Origin of the sequence: Actinophytocola sp., assembly GCF_036555685.1 — a bacterium.
Classification (GTDB): Bacteria; Actinomycetota; Actinomycetes; order Mycobacteriales; family Pseudonocardiaceae; genus Actinophytocola.
In genome coordinates this window covers 23,239-38,421 of record NZ_DATBKY010000294.1, presented here as the reverse complement: position 1 = coordinate 38,421, position 15,183 = coordinate 23,239, and the positions used below count along the sequence as shown (strand labels likewise).

General features: G+C 71.7%; 14 protein-coding genes. 2 read left to right on the top strand and 12 right to left on the bottom strand.

Annotation, left to right across the window (positions count from 1 at the left end; all coding sequences use genetic code 11):
• Window positions 1-29: 29 nt before the first annotated feature.
• The 5 genes from VH969_RS30040 to nadD all read right to left on the bottom strand — a co-directional run bounded on the left by VH969_RS30040 (window position 30) and on the right by nadD (window position 3,316).
• Window positions 30-887 carry a DegV family protein gene (locus VH969_RS30040; protein ID WP_331980384.1) on the bottom strand — a complete coding sequence of 286 codons (858 nt, stop codon included), beginning with the start codon at window positions 885-887 and terminating at the stop codon, window positions 30-32.
• 6 nt (window positions 888-893) lie between these two features.
• Window positions 894-1,637, bottom strand: a complete 744-nt coding sequence (octT, locus tag VH969_RS30035; protein WP_331980382.1) for a diglucosylglycerate octanoyltransferase — start codon at window positions 1,635-1,637, stop codon at window positions 894-896.
• Window positions 1,638-1,641: 4 nt separating this feature from the next.
• The gene (locus VH969_RS30030) at window positions 1,642-2,256 is read right to left on the bottom strand and encodes a histidine phosphatase family protein (RefSeq protein ID WP_331980380.1); all 615 of its coding nucleotides are present in this window, start codon (window positions 2,254-2,256) and stop codon (window positions 1,642-1,644) included.
• On the bottom strand, window positions 2,253-2,654 hold the full coding sequence (gene rsfS / locus VH969_RS30025) for a ribosome silencing factor (protein WP_331980377.1): 402 nt from the start codon (window positions 2,652-2,654) through the stop codon (window positions 2,253-2,255). The genes VH969_RS30030 and rsfS overlap by 4 nt, the downstream gene beginning before the upstream one ends.
• 71 nt (window positions 2,655-2,725) lie before the next feature.
• Window positions 2,726-3,316 (bottom strand): nicotinate-nucleotide adenylyltransferase, encoded by a 591-nt coding sequence (gene nadD, locus VH969_RS30020; protein ID WP_331980375.1) that lies wholly within the window; start codon window positions 3,314-3,316, stop codon window positions 2,726-2,728.
• Between the two features lie 110 nt (window positions 3,317-3,426).
• Here nadD and VH969_RS30015 point away from each other — a divergent pair, with 110 nt between their 5' ends.
• A complete protein-coding gene (locus VH969_RS30015) occupies window positions 3,427-5,532 on the top strand; it encodes a RecQ family ATP-dependent DNA helicase (RefSeq protein ID WP_331980373.1) in 2,106 nt (701 codons plus the stop codon).
• A gap of 62 nt (window positions 5,533-5,594) precedes the next feature.
• Here VH969_RS30015 and VH969_RS30010 read toward each other — a convergent pair whose 3' ends face one another.
• The gene (locus VH969_RS30010; protein WP_331980371.1) at window positions 5,595-6,911 is read right to left on the bottom strand and encodes an FAD-dependent oxidoreductase; all 1,317 of its coding nucleotides are present in this window, start codon (window positions 6,909-6,911) and stop codon (window positions 5,595-5,597) included.
• A gap of 114 nt (window positions 6,912-7,025) precedes the next feature.
• On the opposite strand from VH969_RS30010, the gene VH969_RS30005 reads away from it, so the two are divergent.
• Entirely contained in the window at window positions 7,026-7,661 is a 636-nt protein-coding gene (locus VH969_RS30005; protein WP_331980369.1) for a TetR/AcrR family transcriptional regulator, read from the top strand.
• Window positions 7,662-7,701: 40 nt separating this feature from the next.
• On the opposite strand, the gene proB is transcribed toward VH969_RS30005, so the two are convergent.
• The 6 genes from proB to VH969_RS29975 all read right to left on the bottom strand — a co-directional run bounded on the left by proB (window position 7,702) and on the right by VH969_RS29975 (window position 15,030).
• Entirely contained in the window at window positions 7,702-8,811 is a 1,110-nt protein-coding gene (proB, locus tag VH969_RS30000; protein ID WP_331980410.1) for a glutamate 5-kinase, read from the bottom strand.
• Window positions 8,812-8,828: 17 nt separating this feature from the next.
• On the bottom strand, window positions 8,829-10,271 hold the full coding sequence (obgE, locus tag VH969_RS29995) for a GTPase ObgE (protein ID WP_331980367.1): 1,443 nt from the start codon (window positions 10,269-10,271) through the stop codon (window positions 8,829-8,831).
• A 90-nt stretch (window positions 10,272-10,361) separates the two neighbouring features.
• Window positions 10,362-10,619, bottom strand: coding sequence for a 50S ribosomal protein L27 (gene rpmA, locus VH969_RS29990; RefSeq protein WP_331980365.1), 258 nt, complete (start codon window positions 10,617-10,619; stop codon window positions 10,362-10,364).
• A 12-nt stretch (window positions 10,620-10,631) separates the two neighbouring features.
• Window positions 10,632-10,943, bottom strand: coding sequence for a 50S ribosomal protein L21 (gene rplU, locus VH969_RS29985; protein ID WP_331980362.1), 312 nt, complete (start codon window positions 10,941-10,943; stop codon window positions 10,632-10,634).
• A 148-nt stretch (window positions 10,944-11,091) separates the two neighbouring features.
• Window positions 11,092-14,049 carry a translation initiation factor IF-2 N-terminal domain-containing protein gene (locus VH969_RS29980; RefSeq protein WP_331980360.1) on the bottom strand — a complete coding sequence of 986 codons (2,958 nt, stop codon included), beginning with the start codon at window positions 14,047-14,049 and terminating at the stop codon, window positions 11,092-11,094.
• A 258-nt stretch (window positions 14,050-14,307) separates the two neighbouring features.
• A complete protein-coding gene (locus tag VH969_RS29975) occupies window positions 14,308-15,030 on the bottom strand; it encodes a TIGR03936 family radical SAM-associated protein (RefSeq protein ID WP_331980358.1) in 723 nt (240 codons plus the stop codon).
• Window positions 15,031-15,183: the final 153 nt, after the last annotated feature.

Below are 15,183 nucleotides of genomic sequence, written 5' to 3'. Positions count from 1 at the left end.
TGTCGGTGTCGTGTGCGAGGCTGGCGGATTCACCCGACGGCCGGGCACACCACCACGCCGAGCACGCCGGGGCCGGTGTGCGCGCCGATCGCCGCGCCCAGCTCGGACACAACGCAGCCCGACGCCGGCGAGATCTGCTCATCGAGCAGCGTGGCGAGCTCCGCGGCCCGCTGGTGCGCGCCGAGGTGGTGCACCGCGAGCTCGACCGCTTCCGCACCGCTCGCCGACGCGGCCTTCTCGGCCAGATCCACGAGCCGCAGCACGGCGCGGTGCGTCGTCCGCACCTTCTCCAGCGGCACGATCCGGCCGTCCTCGACGTGCAGCAACGGTTTCACCGCGAGTGCGGTACCCAGGAACGCGGCCGCCGATCCGATCCGCCCGCCGCGCCGCAGGTGCTCGAGCGTCTCCACCACGAAGTACGCCGTCGTCCGGCCCGCCGCGTCGACCGCGACGTCCTCGACCACCGCGCCGGATCCGCCGCCGGTCGCCGTCGTGGCCGCCCGCAACACCGCGAAACCCAGCCCCATCGCGGTCGTCCGCGAATCCACCACCCGCACCTGGTCGACGCCGACCTCCTGTGCGGCCAACCGCGCCGACTCCCACGTCCCCGACAGCTCACGCGACAGGTGGACGGACACGATGCCATCCGCGCCCTCGTCCAGCAGGCGCTTATACACCGAGACGAACTCGTCCGGGTTGGGCCGTGAAGTCGTGACCGTCCGTCGCGCCGCCATGGCCGCGCCGACCTCCGCCGGGCCGATGTCCACCCCGTCCAGGCCCGGTTCGTCGTCGATCAGCACATGCAGCGGCACGACGTGCACGGCGTGCCGGGCGGCGAATCCGTCCGGCAGGTACGCGCTGGAATCGGTGACCACGGCGACCGGCACGGTCGGTCAGCCTACGTGGTGTTCGTCCGATTTCCCCGCAAGCAATGACCCGATCAGCTCAGCCAGGGCCTTGCCGACCTGCTCGTGTCCTTCCCAGCCCCAGTGGATCCCGTCCGGGTTGCCGCGCCCGCTCAGCACGTGCTCGCCGACCAGCTCGACGAGATCCAGCAGCGGCACGCCCGCCTGGTCGCCCCATGCCCGGATCGCCCGCGCACCCGCGAGCCGGCCGGTGTGCACGAGCCCGTACGAGGCGGCCCGGTGCGTGGGCGGCAGCACGCCGACCGCCGGCAGATCCGGTCGCAGCGCCCGGATCGAGTCCAGGATCCGGTCGAGGTACCGCACGGTCAGCCCGGCCGGCAGCGCCACCGGCCGACCGCGGGTCGCCCGCGCCAGCCACGGCTGAGCGGCGATGTAGCGGTCCCGGACGAACCGGCGCAGCGGGTCGGGCCGCAGGTAGCGCAGGCCTTCGCGCAGGTAGGTGGGCAGCGGTGAGGGCAGCGTGTCCATGCTGCCGACGGCCAGCACCAGCACGTCCGCCTTCGGCAGTGTCGCCCATATCCGGGGATCGCCGGCGAGGGCCCAGAACGCGTCGCGCGCCGTCCAGCCACCGCCGGCGAACAGCTCGGTACGGCCGCCCAGCGCGGCCGCCGCGAGGTTGGGCCAAAGGCGCTCCTCGTCGGCCGGGTACGGGCCGTCCGGGCCGTGGAAGCTCAGGGAGTCCCCGAAGACGAGCAGGGTCGGCGCATGCATCGGCTCAGCCGGTGATCCCCGCGTTGTACACGCGCAACCGCCACGCCATGCCGCTCGATGTCCGCCGGGCAAGGACCGTCCAGTGGCAGTTGCCGATACCACCGAGCTTCGCCCACGCGGTGATCGGCAGCTCCAGCAGGTGCCCGGTCAGCGCGGTGATCAGCCCACCGTGGGCGCACAGCACGGCCGTGTCCTCGGTGGACTCGTCGAGGTCCGCGACCACCTCGGCGGCTCGTGAGGCGACCTCGAGCCGGGACTCGCCGCCGGGCGGGGTCCACGTCGGGTCGGTCTGCCAGATCTGCCGCGCGCCGGGCCACTGCTCGTCGACCTCGGCGCTGGTCATGCCCTGCCAGAGGCCGAGGTTGGTCTCCCGCAGCCGCTTGTCCACGCGCAGCGAAACACCCGTCGTGTCGGTGAACATCATCGCGGTGTCCATGGCGCGCCGCAGGTCGGAGGTCACGACGATGTCCGGGGAGAAGCGGGCCAGTGCGGGCACCGCGAAGCGCGCCTGGTTGCGCCCCACGTCGGTGAGGACGGAGTCCAGGTGCCCCTGCATCCGGCCGGTCGCGTTGTAGTCGGTCTCGCCATGCCGCCACATCACGAGCCGGCTGAGCGTCACGTCGGCCTGCCGTCGTTGCCACCCGGCTCGGCGACGGCCGGGCTCGGGTCGAACTCGATGCGCGGGCAGTCCTTCCACAGCCGCTCGAGGCCGTAGAACGCCCGCTCGTCGGCGTGCTGGACGTGCACGACGACGTCCACGAAGTCCAGCAGTACCCACCGTCCCTCGCGGGCACCCTCGCGGCGCACGGGCTTGGTGCCGGCGTCGCGCATCTTCTCCTCGACGTTGTCGACGATGGCCCCAACCTGCCGCTCGTTTGGGGCGGAGGCGATGACGAAGCAGTCGGTGATCACCAGTTGCTCGGACACGTCCAACACGATCACGTCGCTGGCCTTCTTGTCGGCTGCGGCGTTGGCCGCGACCAGTGCCAACTCGCGTGCGTCGTGCGTTGCGACCACGTCACTCCTCGATCATCGAACCTGCTGGTGCCGGTGTGTGAACCCTACGAGGGTACCCGCGCCCGCCGCGATCACCAGGCGCTGTACAGGTCGCGCTTGGAGATGTACTGGACGACCCCGTCCGGGACCAGGTACCACACGGGTTGACCTGCGGCGACGCGTGCACGGCAGTCGGTGGAGGAGATCGCCATCGCGGGCACGTCGACCAGGCTCACCGATCCGCTCGGCAGGTGGTCGTCGCCCAGCCGGTAGCCGGGCCGGGTCACGCCGACGAAGTGGGCCAGCGCGAACAGCTCCGCGGCCTGCCGCCAGGACAGGATCTGCTCGAGGGCGTCCGCGCCGGTGATGAAGTAGAGATCCGAGTCGGGGTGGGCGGCGCGCAGGTCGCGCAGCGTGTCGATCGTGTAGGTGGTGCCGCCGCGGTCGATGTCCACGCGGCTGACCGAGAAACGCGGGTTCGAGGCGGTCGCGATCACGGTCATCAGGTACCGGTCCTCGGCCGCGCTGACCTCGCGATGGCTCTTCTGCCACGGCTGTCCGGTCGGCACGAAGATCACCTCGTCCAGGTCGAACCGGGCCTGCACCTCGCTCGCCGCGACGAGGTGCCCATGGTGCACGGGATCGAACGTGCCACCCATGATCCCGACACGCCGACTCGACATAGCTGGTCAGCGTACGTGAACGGGGCCGCCGAGCCGACGAACCCGTGCGAATGGTCCATTCGCACGGGTTCGTCCTGGCCGCCGTCGGCCGGATGCGTCAGGGTGGAGGCGTGGACCAGGAAGCCCTCCGACAGTCAGCCGAACATCACCTCCGCGCACTCGCCGGCGACGGCGCCGCCCTGCGCGAGGACCAGTGGACCGCCATAAGGGCCCTGGTCGTCAACCGCACGCGGGCGCTCGTCGTGCAGCGCACCGGGTGGGGGAAGTCCGCCGTCTACTTCGTCGCGACGGCGTTGTTAAGAGCGCTGGGCGAGGGGCCGACGGTCATCGTCTCCCCGCTGCTCGCGTTGATGCGCAACCAGATCGAGGCGGCGGGCCGGGCCGGTGTGCACGCGGCCACGATCAACTCGGCGAACATCGACCAGTGGCACGAGGTCCAGGAGGACGTGCTCGCGGGCCGCACGGACGTGCTCCTGGTGAGCCCGGAACGGCTCAACAACCCGGAGTTCCGCGACACGGTGCTGCCCGAGCTCACGGCATCGGCCGGCATGCTGGTGGTCGACGAGGCCCATTGCATCTCCGACTGGGGACACGACTTCCGGCCCGACTACCGCAGGCTGCGCACGCTGCTCGGTGAGCTGCCGGCGGGCGTGCCGGTGCTCGCCACGACGGCGACGGCCAACGACCGGGTGGTGCGCGACGTGGCCGACCAGCTCGACCTCGGCGCGCGGGACACGCTGGTGCTACGGGGCGAGCTCGACCGCGAGAGCCTGCATCTGGGCGTGCTGCGGCTGCCGACCGCGCAGGCCCGGTTCGCGTGGCTCGCGGAGAACCTCGACAAGCTGCCGGGGTCGGGGATCATCTACACGCTCACGGTCGCCGCGGCGAACGACGTCGCCGCCTTCCTGAGCGCGCAGGGGTTCGCCGTCTCCGCGTACTCGGGCAAGACCGATCCTGCGACGCGCGAGCGGATCGAGCACGACCTGCTCGCGAACCGCATCAAGGCGGTGGCCGCGACCTCGGCGCTGGGCATGGGATTCGACAAGCCGGACCTCGGCTTCGTGATTCACCTCGGTGCGCCACCCTCGCCGATCGCGTACTACCAGCAGATCGGCCGTGCGGGCCGCGGTGTCGAGCGGGCCGACGTGCTGCTCCTGCCCGGCATCGAGGATCAGGACATCTGGGCGTACTTCGCCTCGCTGGCCTTCCCGCCGGAACGGGTGGTGCGCCGCGTGCTCGACGTGCTGTCCGAAGCCGACCGTCCACTGTCGACGGCGGCGATCGAGCCGCGGTGCGACCTGTCCCGCAGCCGGCTGGACATGGTGCTCAAGGTGCTGGATGTCGACGGCGCGGTGCACCGGGTGAAGGGCGGCTGGATCGCGACGGGGCGGGACTGGAAGTACGACGAGGAGCGGTACGTCGGTATCGCGGGTGCGCGCAAGGCCGAGCAGCAGGCGATGCTCGAGTACCAGCGCACAGAGAAGTGCCGGATGGAGTACCTGCTCAACCAGCTCGACGATCCACACGCTGCGCCGTGCGGGCGGTGCGACAACTGCGCCGGGCCTCGCTGGACGGCGGAGGTGTCGGGGGAAGCGGTCGCCCAGGCTCGGGAGCGCTTACGCAGACCCGGCGTCGACGTGGAGCCGCGTCGCATGTGGCCAAGCGGTATGGCCGCGCTCGACGTTCCACTTTCGGGCAAGCTCGCCGCCGGTGAGCTGGCTGAAACGGGGCGTGCGCTGGGCCGGCTCACGGACATCGGCTGGGGCAACCGGTTACGCGAGCTGTTCGCGCCGGGTGGGCCGGTCGATGGTCCGGTGCCGGGCGACGTGGTCGACGGCTGCGTGGCCGTGCTCGCGTCGTGGGGCTGGGCCGAACGTCCGGTCGGCGTGGTCGCGATGGGCTCGCTCACCCGGCCGGAGTTGGTCTCGAGCGTGGCGGAGCGGATCTCCACGATCGGCCGCCTGCCGTTGTTGGGCACGGTGGAGGTGCGGGACGCCGGTGAACGGCAGTCCAACAGCGCCCGTCGTCTCGCGCAGGTGTGGCGCGCGCTGGAGGTCGGCCCGACGCTGGCGGCGCAGTTATCCGGTGTGGACGGTCCGGTACTGCTGGTCGACGACCGCGTGGACAGCGGCTGGACGATGACTGTGGCGTGCAAGCTACTCCGGGACGCGGGCGCTCCTGCGGTTCTCCCGTTCGTCCTGGCCACGACGTCCTGACCCCGCCATCGCTCCACGTATGTGGCGCGGCCGCGTCGCGACTGCGCCACCCGCCCTCGGAATCAGTCGTTTCCGAGGTCGCCGAACACCTTTCGCTTGAGAGGAGGGATTGCCGAGAACACACGCAGCGCCACCTTGAACGCCGAGCGGGCGAGCCGGTTTCCCGACACGGTCTGCTCCGCGGTGCGCAGCGACGCTTTCACCGCGGTGAAGCCGTAGTCGATCATCTGGGTCTCGTAGTCGTGGATCCCGGCGAGGAGGTCCTGATCGCCGCGCGCGGCGGCGATCAGGTTGCGGCTCAGCAGCTGCGCGTCCCGTAGGGCGGTGTTGGCGCCGATGCCGCGGAACGGCGTCATGCTGTGGATGGCGTCACCGAGCAGGGTGATCGTCGACGTCTCCCACTGCGGCACCGGAACCGACGTGCGGATCGGCAGCATGGAGACCGTCTGCACGGGCGATTCGGCTACCAGCCGGCGCACTGCCGGGTGCCATGCCTCGATCAGCGCGCCGACGAGATCACGCAGCGCCGCGCCGTCCATCTCGGACAGCTCGGCGTCGCTGCCGGCGAAGCGGGTGCCGTACGAGGCGTAGCCCCACATGATGTAGCTACCGGTGTTGTCGAAGAGGACGTCGTCCACGGCAGCGGTCTCGTCGTTGCCACCGATGCCGTCCGCGGTGGGGCCGGCGTCGACCTCGTGTGGGGCGACGAACATGCCACAGCCGGCCGGCGGCATGACGTTGTTCGGCCCGGTGAGGAGCCGCTCGGGCAGGTGCCGCTTGCTCGCCTCGGTGAGCGGGTACTTGCCGACGACCGTGCGGATGCCGGTGTCGACGCGCTCGGCGTGCGGCAGGTACTGGGCGCGCACCCGCGACTTGGCGCCGTCGGCGGCGACGAGCACCTCTGCGGTGGCGGTGGTGCCGTCCGCGAAGTGCAGGGTGATCGTGCCGTCGGCCGCCCGGTCGTAGCGTTCGAACTCCTTGCCGTCGTGGAGAACGCCGTCCAGGCCGGTGGAGAGCACCTGGTGCAGCGTGATGCGGCTGACAGAGTGGTGGGCGTCGGCCGGGTCGCTGTCGGCGCCCGAGGTGAGCTCGTCCTCGACGTGGAGGAGTTCCTCGAGTTGCTCGGTGACGAAGCCGAACGAGTTGCTCGGGGCGCCGACGGTGGCGACGAAGGCCTGCCACAACCCGGGCGGCAGACACTCGTGCAGCGCCTGTGAGCCGCGTCTGTTGATGTGCACCCGGTAGCCCTGCAGACGTTCGGTTCGCAGCTCGCTGCGCTCGTACACCGCCACCTCCACGCCGGCCCGGTGCAGCGCCTGCGCGAGGCACAGGCCACCGGTGCCGCCGCCGACGATCGCGACTCGGAACTGTTCGGACATCACTCGCCTCCCTGACTGGAACCACGTCGAGACCAATAATCATCTGAACGTTTGATTAAGTCAATCGTCCATCTGAATTTGTCATCCAGTGCGCTGATCGCCTAGTGTTGGCGCGTGACCGCCGGCCGGAACCCCCGCCGCGCGCCGAACCCCGGCGAGCGCCAGCGCGACCCCGAGCGCACGCGCGCGCGGATCCTCGACGCCGCGAAGGTCGAGTTCGGGACCAAAGGGTTCGCGGGTGCGCGGGTCAGCGACATCGCGGACCGCGCCGGCGTGAACAAGCAGCTGATCTCGTACTACTTCGGCGGGAAGGAGGGCCTCTACACCGCGCTGAACAACCAGTGGCGGCAGGTGAGCGACCAGCTCTCCGGGCCGGCCCGGCCCCTCGACGAGGTGGTCGCCAACTACGTGATGAGCACGCTGCACGACCGCGACGGGGCCCGCCTGATGGTGTGGTCGAACATGTCGCCCGCGGACGGGCCGCCGGACACCGGGCAGGAGCGCGAACTCATGCGGTCGCAGCTGGCCGACCTGCGCCGACGCCAGGAGGCCGGCGAGCTACCGGCTGACCTGGACCCGGCCTGCGTGATGCTGGCGTTGTTCGCCGCGGCCAGCGCGACGGTCACGCTGCCGCGCACCGCGAAGGCGATCTGCGGCGACGACGTCGAGTCCGAAGATTTCACCCGCCACTACGCGGACCAGCTCGGCCGACTGATCCGTCATCTCCGGAACCGTCAGGCGGAGGCGTAGTCGGCCGGCGGGAATCTGCCTCAGAACAGATACCCGAGGGTCAATGGCGCAGCGGGACCAGGTCGTCGGCGTGGACGATTTCTCTTCGGTGTTCCGGGGCCAGGTCGTGGGTCTTCCGGCCGATCAGTGCGGGGAGCTCCGCCGCGTCGTAGGCGACCACGCCGCGTGCCACGGTGCGGCCGTCGGCGTTCGCGAGCTCCACGACGTCGCCGGCCTCGAACTCCCCCGTCACCTCAGTGATCCCGGCCGCGAGCAACGACCTGCGACGGCCGACGACCGCCGCGACGGCGCCGTCGTCCAGGTACAGGCGCCCCTTCGGGTTCGCCGCGTAGGCCAGCCAGAACCGGCGCGGGGTCAGGCGGCGGGCGCTCGCGGCGAACGCGGTGCCCACGTCGGCCGCGCCGAGGGCGCGCGCGGCGTCGGTGGCGGCGGCGATCAGGACCGGCACGCCCGCGGTCGACGCCAGCCGGGCCGACGTGAGTTTCGACGCCATGCCACCGCTTCCGACGTCCGACGCCGCGTCGTCGGCCTGCACGTGGACCACGTCCGACGCGTCGACGACCTCCGTGATCCGGGTGGCGCTGCCGCGCCGCGGATCGCCGTCGTACAGGCCGTCCACATCGGACAACAGGACCAGGGCGTCGGCGCCGACGAGATACGCGACGAGCGCGGCCAGGCGGTCGTTGTCGCCGAAGCGGATCTCCTCGGTGGCTACCGTGTCGTTCTCGTTCACCACCGGGACGACGCCTAGCGCCAGCAATCGGGAGAGCGTCCGCTGCGCGTTGCGGTAGTGCGCGCGCCGCACGACGTCGTCGGAAGTCAGCAACACCTGTCCGACCGGGAGACCGAAGCGCGCGAACGACGACACGTACGCGTGCCCGAGCACCAATTGACCCACGCTCGCGGACGCCTGCTGGGTCGCGAGATCCCGCGGGCGGCGGTTCAACCGAAGCGGGGCGAGCCCGGACGCGATCGCGCCGGACGAGACCAGGACGACCTGGCTGCCGGCACGCCGCCGGGTGACGAGCGCGTCGACCAGGGCGTCGAGCCGCTCGGGGTCGAGACCACCCGCCGCGGTGGTCAGCGACGACGACCCGACCTTGACGACCACCCGGCGGGCCGCGGCGATCCGTGCCCGGGTACCGGACAGGACGTCGGCCTGGCCATTCACGAGCGTTCGCCGGAGTCGTCGAGGCCCCGGCGCGCCCGCTTGGCGGCACGGCGATCGGCGGCCCCGACCCGGTCGTTGCGCTCGAGTCGCGGATCCTCGCCGCGCTCGTACAGCTGCGTCGCATAGCCCGCCGGCGTGGAGGGCTCCCAGTCGAACGTCACGTCGCCGATCGTGACCGGACAGCCGGGCTCCGCGCCCGCCTCGGCCAGCGCCTGCTCAACGCCGAGCCTGGCCAGGCGGTCGCCCAGGTAGCCGACCGCCTCATTGTTGTCGAACGCGGTCTGCCGCACCCAGCGCTCCGGCCGCTCGCCGCGGACGATGAACGCGCCCGGCTCCTCGGGGTCCTCGACGACCGTGAACCCGGCGTCGTCCACCGCGGGCGGGCGCAACACGATCCGCGACGACTCCAGCGCCGGCCGGCTCGCGCGGTCCTCCTCGACGATCTTGGCCAGCGCGAACGACAGCTCGCGCAGCCCCGCCCGGCTCGCGGTCGACACCTTGAACACCGGCAGCCCCCGCGCCGCGAAGTCCGGCTCGACGAGGTCCGCCAGGTCGCGCGCGTCCGGCACGTCGACCTTGTTGAGCACCACCACGCGTGGCCGCGACGCGAGGCTGCCGCCGAGCGCGGGCGTGTACCGCGCGAGCTCCGCCTCGAGAGCGTCCACATCGGACATCGGGTCGCGGCCGGGCTCGAACGTGGCGCAGTCCACCACGTGCACCAGCACCGAGCAGCGCTCGATGTGCCGCAGGAAGTCCAGGCCCAGGCCCTTGCCCTGCGACGCGCCCGGGATCAGGCCCGGCACGTCCGCCATCGTGTACGTCGACTCCCCCGCGGTCACCACGCCCAGGTTCGGCACGAGCGTCGTGAACGGATACTCCGCGATCTTGGGCCGGGCCGACGACAGCACGGAGATCAGCGACGACTTGCCAGCCGACGGGAAGCCGACCAGCCCGACGTCGGCCACCGAGCGCAGCTCGAGCACGAGGTCCCGTGCCTCGCCCGGCTCGCCGAGCAGTGCGAACCCGGGCGCCTTGCGGGCCTTGGACGCGAGCGCCGCGTTGCCGAGCCCACCGCGCCCGCCACGAGCCGCGGCGAACCGCGTGCCGTGACCGATCAGGTCGGCGAGCACCTCGCCGTCCTCGGTCAGCACGACCGTGCCGTCCGGCACGCGAAGCTCGAGCGCCTCGCCGGCCGCGCCGTCGCGGTTGCTGCCCTGCCCCTGCTTGCCGTTGGACGCGCGCGCGTGCGGCCGGAAGTGGAAGTCGAGCAACGTGTGCACGCCGGAGTCGACGACGAGCACCACGTCGCCGCCGTTCCCGCCGTTGCCACCGTCCGGGCCACCGAGCGGCTTGAACTTCTCACGGTGCACCGAGGCGCACCCGTTGCCGCCGTTGCCCGCGGCCACGTGGATCACCACGCGGTCGACGAATCTGGACACTGAGAACCTTCCAGAGAAAGCAGATGAGGGGCGAGCCGCAGTACCGCCGGCCCGCCCCTCATCTGGGGGTCTTGCTCCAGTCGCCGGGCGTCAGCCCTCGACCGGGACGATGTTCACGGTCTTGCGACCGCGCTTCTCGCCGAACTGGACCGCGCCCGCGGCCAGGGCGAACAGCGTGTCGTCGCCGCCACGACCGACGTTGACGCCGGGGTGGAACTTGGTGCCGCGCTGGCGAACGATGATCTCGCCCGCGTTCACCACCTGGCCGCCGAACCGCTTCACGCCGAGACGCTGGGCGTTGGAGTCGCGCCCGTTGCGGGAGCTGGACGCACCCTTCTTGTGTGCCATTGCTGTCAGCTCCTACTTGGTCTTGATGTCGGTTACCTCGACGCGGGTCAGCTTCTGGCGGTGACCCTGCCGCTTGTGGTAGCCGGTCTTGTTCTTGAACTTGTGGATCCGGATCTTCGGACCCTTGGTCTGGTCGACGACCTTGCCCAGCACCGACACCTTGGCGAGCTTCGCCGCGTCGGTGGTGACGTCGTCGCCGTCGACGACGAGCAGCGCGGGGAACGAGAGCTCCGCTCCCGGCTCACCGTCGAGCTTCTCGACCTCGACGATGTCGCCGACGGCGACCTTGTACTGCTTGCCGCCGGTCTTGACGATCGCGTACATCGGGACGGAAATCTCCTGCTACTCGGTCTCGAAACTGAGGGCTGCGCATGCGGTCGGCGCCGCGCACGAGTCGGCCCACCGAAAGGCGGGCCGACATACAGGGTACGTGGCCGCCGAATCGAGGGGCAAACCGGGGTCGAGCACCGTCCTAGCCGTCGTGGGTCGCCGACACGGGCGGGCCGGCGGGGCGGGACGCGCCCCGCCGGACCGGCCGCCGCGGCGGCGGGCTCATGCCGGCGGCGGGCGACTCGAGCGGCTCGACCCCGTCGACCGACGAGGACTGTTCGCCCTGGTCAGCGGCCTGCTCGCGACCGTTCGACTGCTCGGGGGCGGCGTCGGCGGCCCGGGTGAAGCTCTCGGTTCCGGCCGGCGCTGTCGAAACGGCCGGCGTCTCGACCGGCTCGATCGTCGCGCTCGGCTCCCCGGCACTGCGCCGCGACCGGCGGCGCACCCGCAGCCGGTGGGCCGGCTCGGCGGCGGGCTCGGCGGCGGGCTCCGCGGCCGACTCGCCAGTCGGCTCCACCGGCTCGGCTGCGGGCTCGGCAGCGGGCTCCGCGGCCGACTCGCCAGTCGGCTCCGCCGGCTCGGCTGCGGGCTCGGCGGGCGGTTCGGTGGCCGGTTCGGTGGCCTGCGACTCCGGCGCGGTCACCTCCGCAGCGGCCTCGTCGGCAGCCGCGGCCGAGTCCGCGGCAGAGTCCGGCGTCGCGGGCTCGTCCTCGGTGTCCTGAGCCTCGCCGTTCGCCCGGCTCGTGGCCTTGGCGATGTCGCGCACGGCCTTGGCGGCTTCCTTCGCCGCCGCCTCCTTGGCCGCGGCCTCCTTGACGCTGTCCTTGTCCTCGCCACGCCCCCGGGAGCGGCGCCCGCCGCCGCCCGAGCCGTTGGTGGCGGCCGGCTTGCCCACCGGCTCGGTCGAGACCAGCACGCCGCGGCCCTTGCAGTGCTCGCACGTCGTGCCGAACGCCTCCAGCAGGCCGGTGCCGACCCGCTTGCGGGTCATCTGCACGAGCCCCAGCGAGGTCACCTCAGCGACCTGGTGACGGGTCCGGTCGCGCCCGAGGCACTCGGTCAGCCGGCGCAGCACCAGGTCCCGGTTGGACTCCAGCACCATGTCGATGAAGTCGATCACGATGATGCCGCCGATGTCGCGCAGCCGCAGCTGGCGCACGATCTCCTCGGCCGACTCCAGGTTGTTGCGGGTGACCGTCTCCTCGAGGTTGCCGCCCGATCCGGTGAACTTGCCGGTGTTGACGTCGATGACGGTCATCGCCTCGGTGCGGTCGATCACGAGGTACCCGCCCGACGGCAGCCAGACCTTGCGGTCGAGCGCCTTGAGCAGCTGCTCCTCGATGCGGTACTCGGCGAACACGTCCGTCTTGCCGACGTGCTTGCGGACGCGGTCGGTGAGCTCCGGCGCCACGTGCCGGACGTAGGCGTCGACGGTCTCCCACGCGTTCGAGCCCTCGATCACCAGCGCGGAGAAGTCCTCGGTGAACAGGTCGCGCACGACCTTGACCAGCAGGTCCGGCTCCTCGTAGACGAGCGCTGGCGCGCTGACCTTCTTGGTGCCGTTGGTGCCCTGCGTCTTGTCCTGGATGACCTGCCACTGCGCCTGCAGCCGCCGCACGTCGCGGGCCAGCTCGTCCTCGCTGATGCCCTCCGACGCGGTGCGGATGATCACGCCGGCGTCCTCCGGCACGACCCGCTTGAGCACGTCCTTGAGCCGGCGCCGCTCGTTCTCGGGCAGCTTGCGGGAGATGCCGGTGGCACCACCGCCGGGCACGTAGACCAGGAACCGGCCGGGCAGCGAGATCTGGGTGGTCAGCCGGGCGCCCTTGTGGCCGACCGGATCCTTGGTGACCTGCACCAGCACGCTGTCGCCCGTGGACAGTGCCTGCTCGATCTTGCGGGCCTTGCCCTCGAGACCGGCGGCGTCCCAGTCGACCTCGCCGGCGTACAGCACGGCGTTGCGGCCGCGGCCGATGTCGACGAACGCGGCCTCCATCGAGGGCAGCACGTTCTGGACGCGGCCGAGGTAGACGTTGCCGACCAGCGAACCCGAGCCCGACGAGGTGACGAAGTGCTCGACGAGCACGCCGTCCTCCAGCACGCCGATCTGCACGCGGTCGCCACGCTCGCGGACCACCATCGCGCGGTCGACCGCCTCGCGCCGGGCCAGGAACTCGGCCTCGGACAGGATCGGCGCGCGCCGCCGGCCCGCCTCGCGGCCGTCGCGGCGGCGCTGGCGCTTGGCCTCCAGCCGGGTCGAGCCGCGCACGCTGCGCACCTCGTCGCGACCGTCGGACTCGCCCTTGTCCTTGTCGTCGCGCGCCTCGCGGACATGCACGACCGTGTTCGGCGGATCGTCCTCGGTCGGGCCGCCCTCGTCGTCCGCGCCGCCCTTGCGCCGGCGGCGACGGCGCCGCCGCCTGCTCGCGCTGTCGCCGTCGTCGGCGTCATCGCCGTCGTCGTCGGCCTCGGCCTCCTCGGCCTTGCCCTTCCGGCGACGGTCGGACTTCTCCGGCTTGTCCTTGTCTCCCGCCTTGTCTTCCTTGTCCGCCTTGCCCGACTCGTCGGGCCGCTCGTCGCCTTCGCCCTCGTCGCTCTGGCCGCCCTTGCCCCGGCCACGACCCCGGCGACCACGACGGCGGCGCGGCCGGCTCTCGTCGGTGCCGTCCTCGTCCACGTCCGCCCCCTCGTCGGCCGCGTCCTCGTCCTCGACGTCCTCCGGCTCGGGCTTCTCGACCTTGCGTGGCGGCGCCGCGACCGGCTCGGGGGCCTTGAACAGCGGCGCGGCGGACGCGAACACCGGCGTCGGCGGCACCTGGCGGGCGGCCGGGGCGGCGGGCGCCTCGGGCTCGTCGGGAGTGGTCGAGACGCCGAACGCCTCGGCGACCTTGAGCGCCACGTCCTTGTCGATGCTCGACTGGACGCTGCGGCCGGTCACGCCGGCCTCGGTGACCGCCTGCAGCACCTCACGGCTGCTGCGGCCGAGCAGCTTCGCGAGCGCGTGAATACGGATCTTGGCCGGCAGGTCGGCCAGCGCGGCGGCGGTGGCTGTACCGGTATCCCCGCCGGTCTTTCCGGCGGGTGTCGTCTTATCCGACATGTAGCTCCTTCACCCCCGGGCGCGTACACCAGGGGCCGGTGCCGAGCACCGACCCTCGCGGACGCGGCCGCACAGGGGCCTCGTTGTTCAGCTTCACCGTGCTCCTCCGGTGAAGCATGTTGTCGTTCCGCCGCTGGGCGGCGGGAATCCTCGCCTCTCGCCGTGGGGGCCGCCGGGCGCATGCTCGCCGGCCTGTCACGGCAGGTCAGTCACAACGTCGCTCCGAACGGGCCCGCTCCCCGGGCGCCTGCCGAGCTGTCAGCTCACCCGATCGGGGGCCAACGGGTCGGACAGACCTCCGCTGTCGTCGAGCCGCCCCTGGGCCATCCGGGTCGCCTTCGCGGGCACCGGCGGCTCCAGAGCGGCGACGACGCGAAGCGCGCTCAGCACGTCGTCCGGTCGAACGACAGGTGTGGTCTGCCGAACGACCACATCGAGTATCCCACACGGCGAGCCGGCGGGTGCCGGGTCCGGCGGGTGGGTCTCGTCATGCACGGTCGCGCTCACGATCGCCGCGCGGGCGTCGATGGTGCGCATACCGTGCTTGGTCAGGCGCTCTACCTCGACTACCGGCTCGGCCAGCATCTTCCCGACCGCCGCCCGCAACGCGTCCGCGGACACGTCCGGCAGCTCGATCGACCACCGGCTGACCTCGACGCGATCGGCCAGCGAGTCCCCACCGGTGGCCTCGACCGCCTCCAGCAGGTCCAGGTCTGGTGGCATGGCCGTGTCCAGCATCGCGACGAGGTCCGCCGGCGCGACCGGCTCGACGAGCTGGATCTCGACGTACTCGGCCTCGCTCGCGACACCGGTCGGCGCCGCGCCGATCCACGAGATCTTGGGGTGCGGGTTGAAGCCCTGGGAGTAGGCCATCGGGACGTGCGCCCGGCGCAGCGCCCGCTCGAAAGCGCGGGCGATGTCGCGGTGAGACGTGAACCGAAGCCGGCCACGTTTCGCGTAACGCAATCGCAGCTTCTGCACCGCTGGAGCCGAGGGGTTGGGCCGGTCCTGCCTGGTCAGAGTTACTCCTTCTGGTGGGTTCGGGCTACTCCGGTGGGTGATTCCGCGCGCCTGCTGGCACGGTACCCCCACGCCGAATTCCGGTTGCGTGCTTGTCTGTGCGAAGCGCTGTGA

Bases quoted from the DNA above. Each gene is read 5' to 3' on its own strand.
- VH969_RS29980 (WP_331980360.1), bottom strand. From the start codon at position 14,049: ATGTCGGATAAGACGACACCCGCCGGAAAGACCGGCGGGGATACCGGT.
- rplU (WP_331980362.1), bottom strand. From the start codon at position 10,943: ATGTACGCGATCGTCAAGACCGGCGGCAAGCAGTACAAGGTCGCCGTC.
- nadD (WP_331980375.1), bottom strand. From the start codon at position 3,316: ATGTCGAGTCGGCGTGTCGGGATCATGGGTGGCACGTTCGATCCCGTG.
- octT (WP_331980382.1), bottom strand. From the start codon at position 1,637: ATGCATGCGCCGACCCTGCTCGTCTTCGGGGACTCCCTGAGCTTCCAC.
- rpmA (WP_331980365.1), bottom strand. From the start codon at position 10,619: ATGGCACACAAGAAGGGTGCGTCCAGCTCCCGCAACGGGCGCGACTCC.
- VH969_RS30010 (WP_331980371.1), bottom strand. From the start codon at position 6,911: ATGTCCGAACAGTTCCGAGTCGCGATCGTCGGCGGCGGCACCGGTGGC.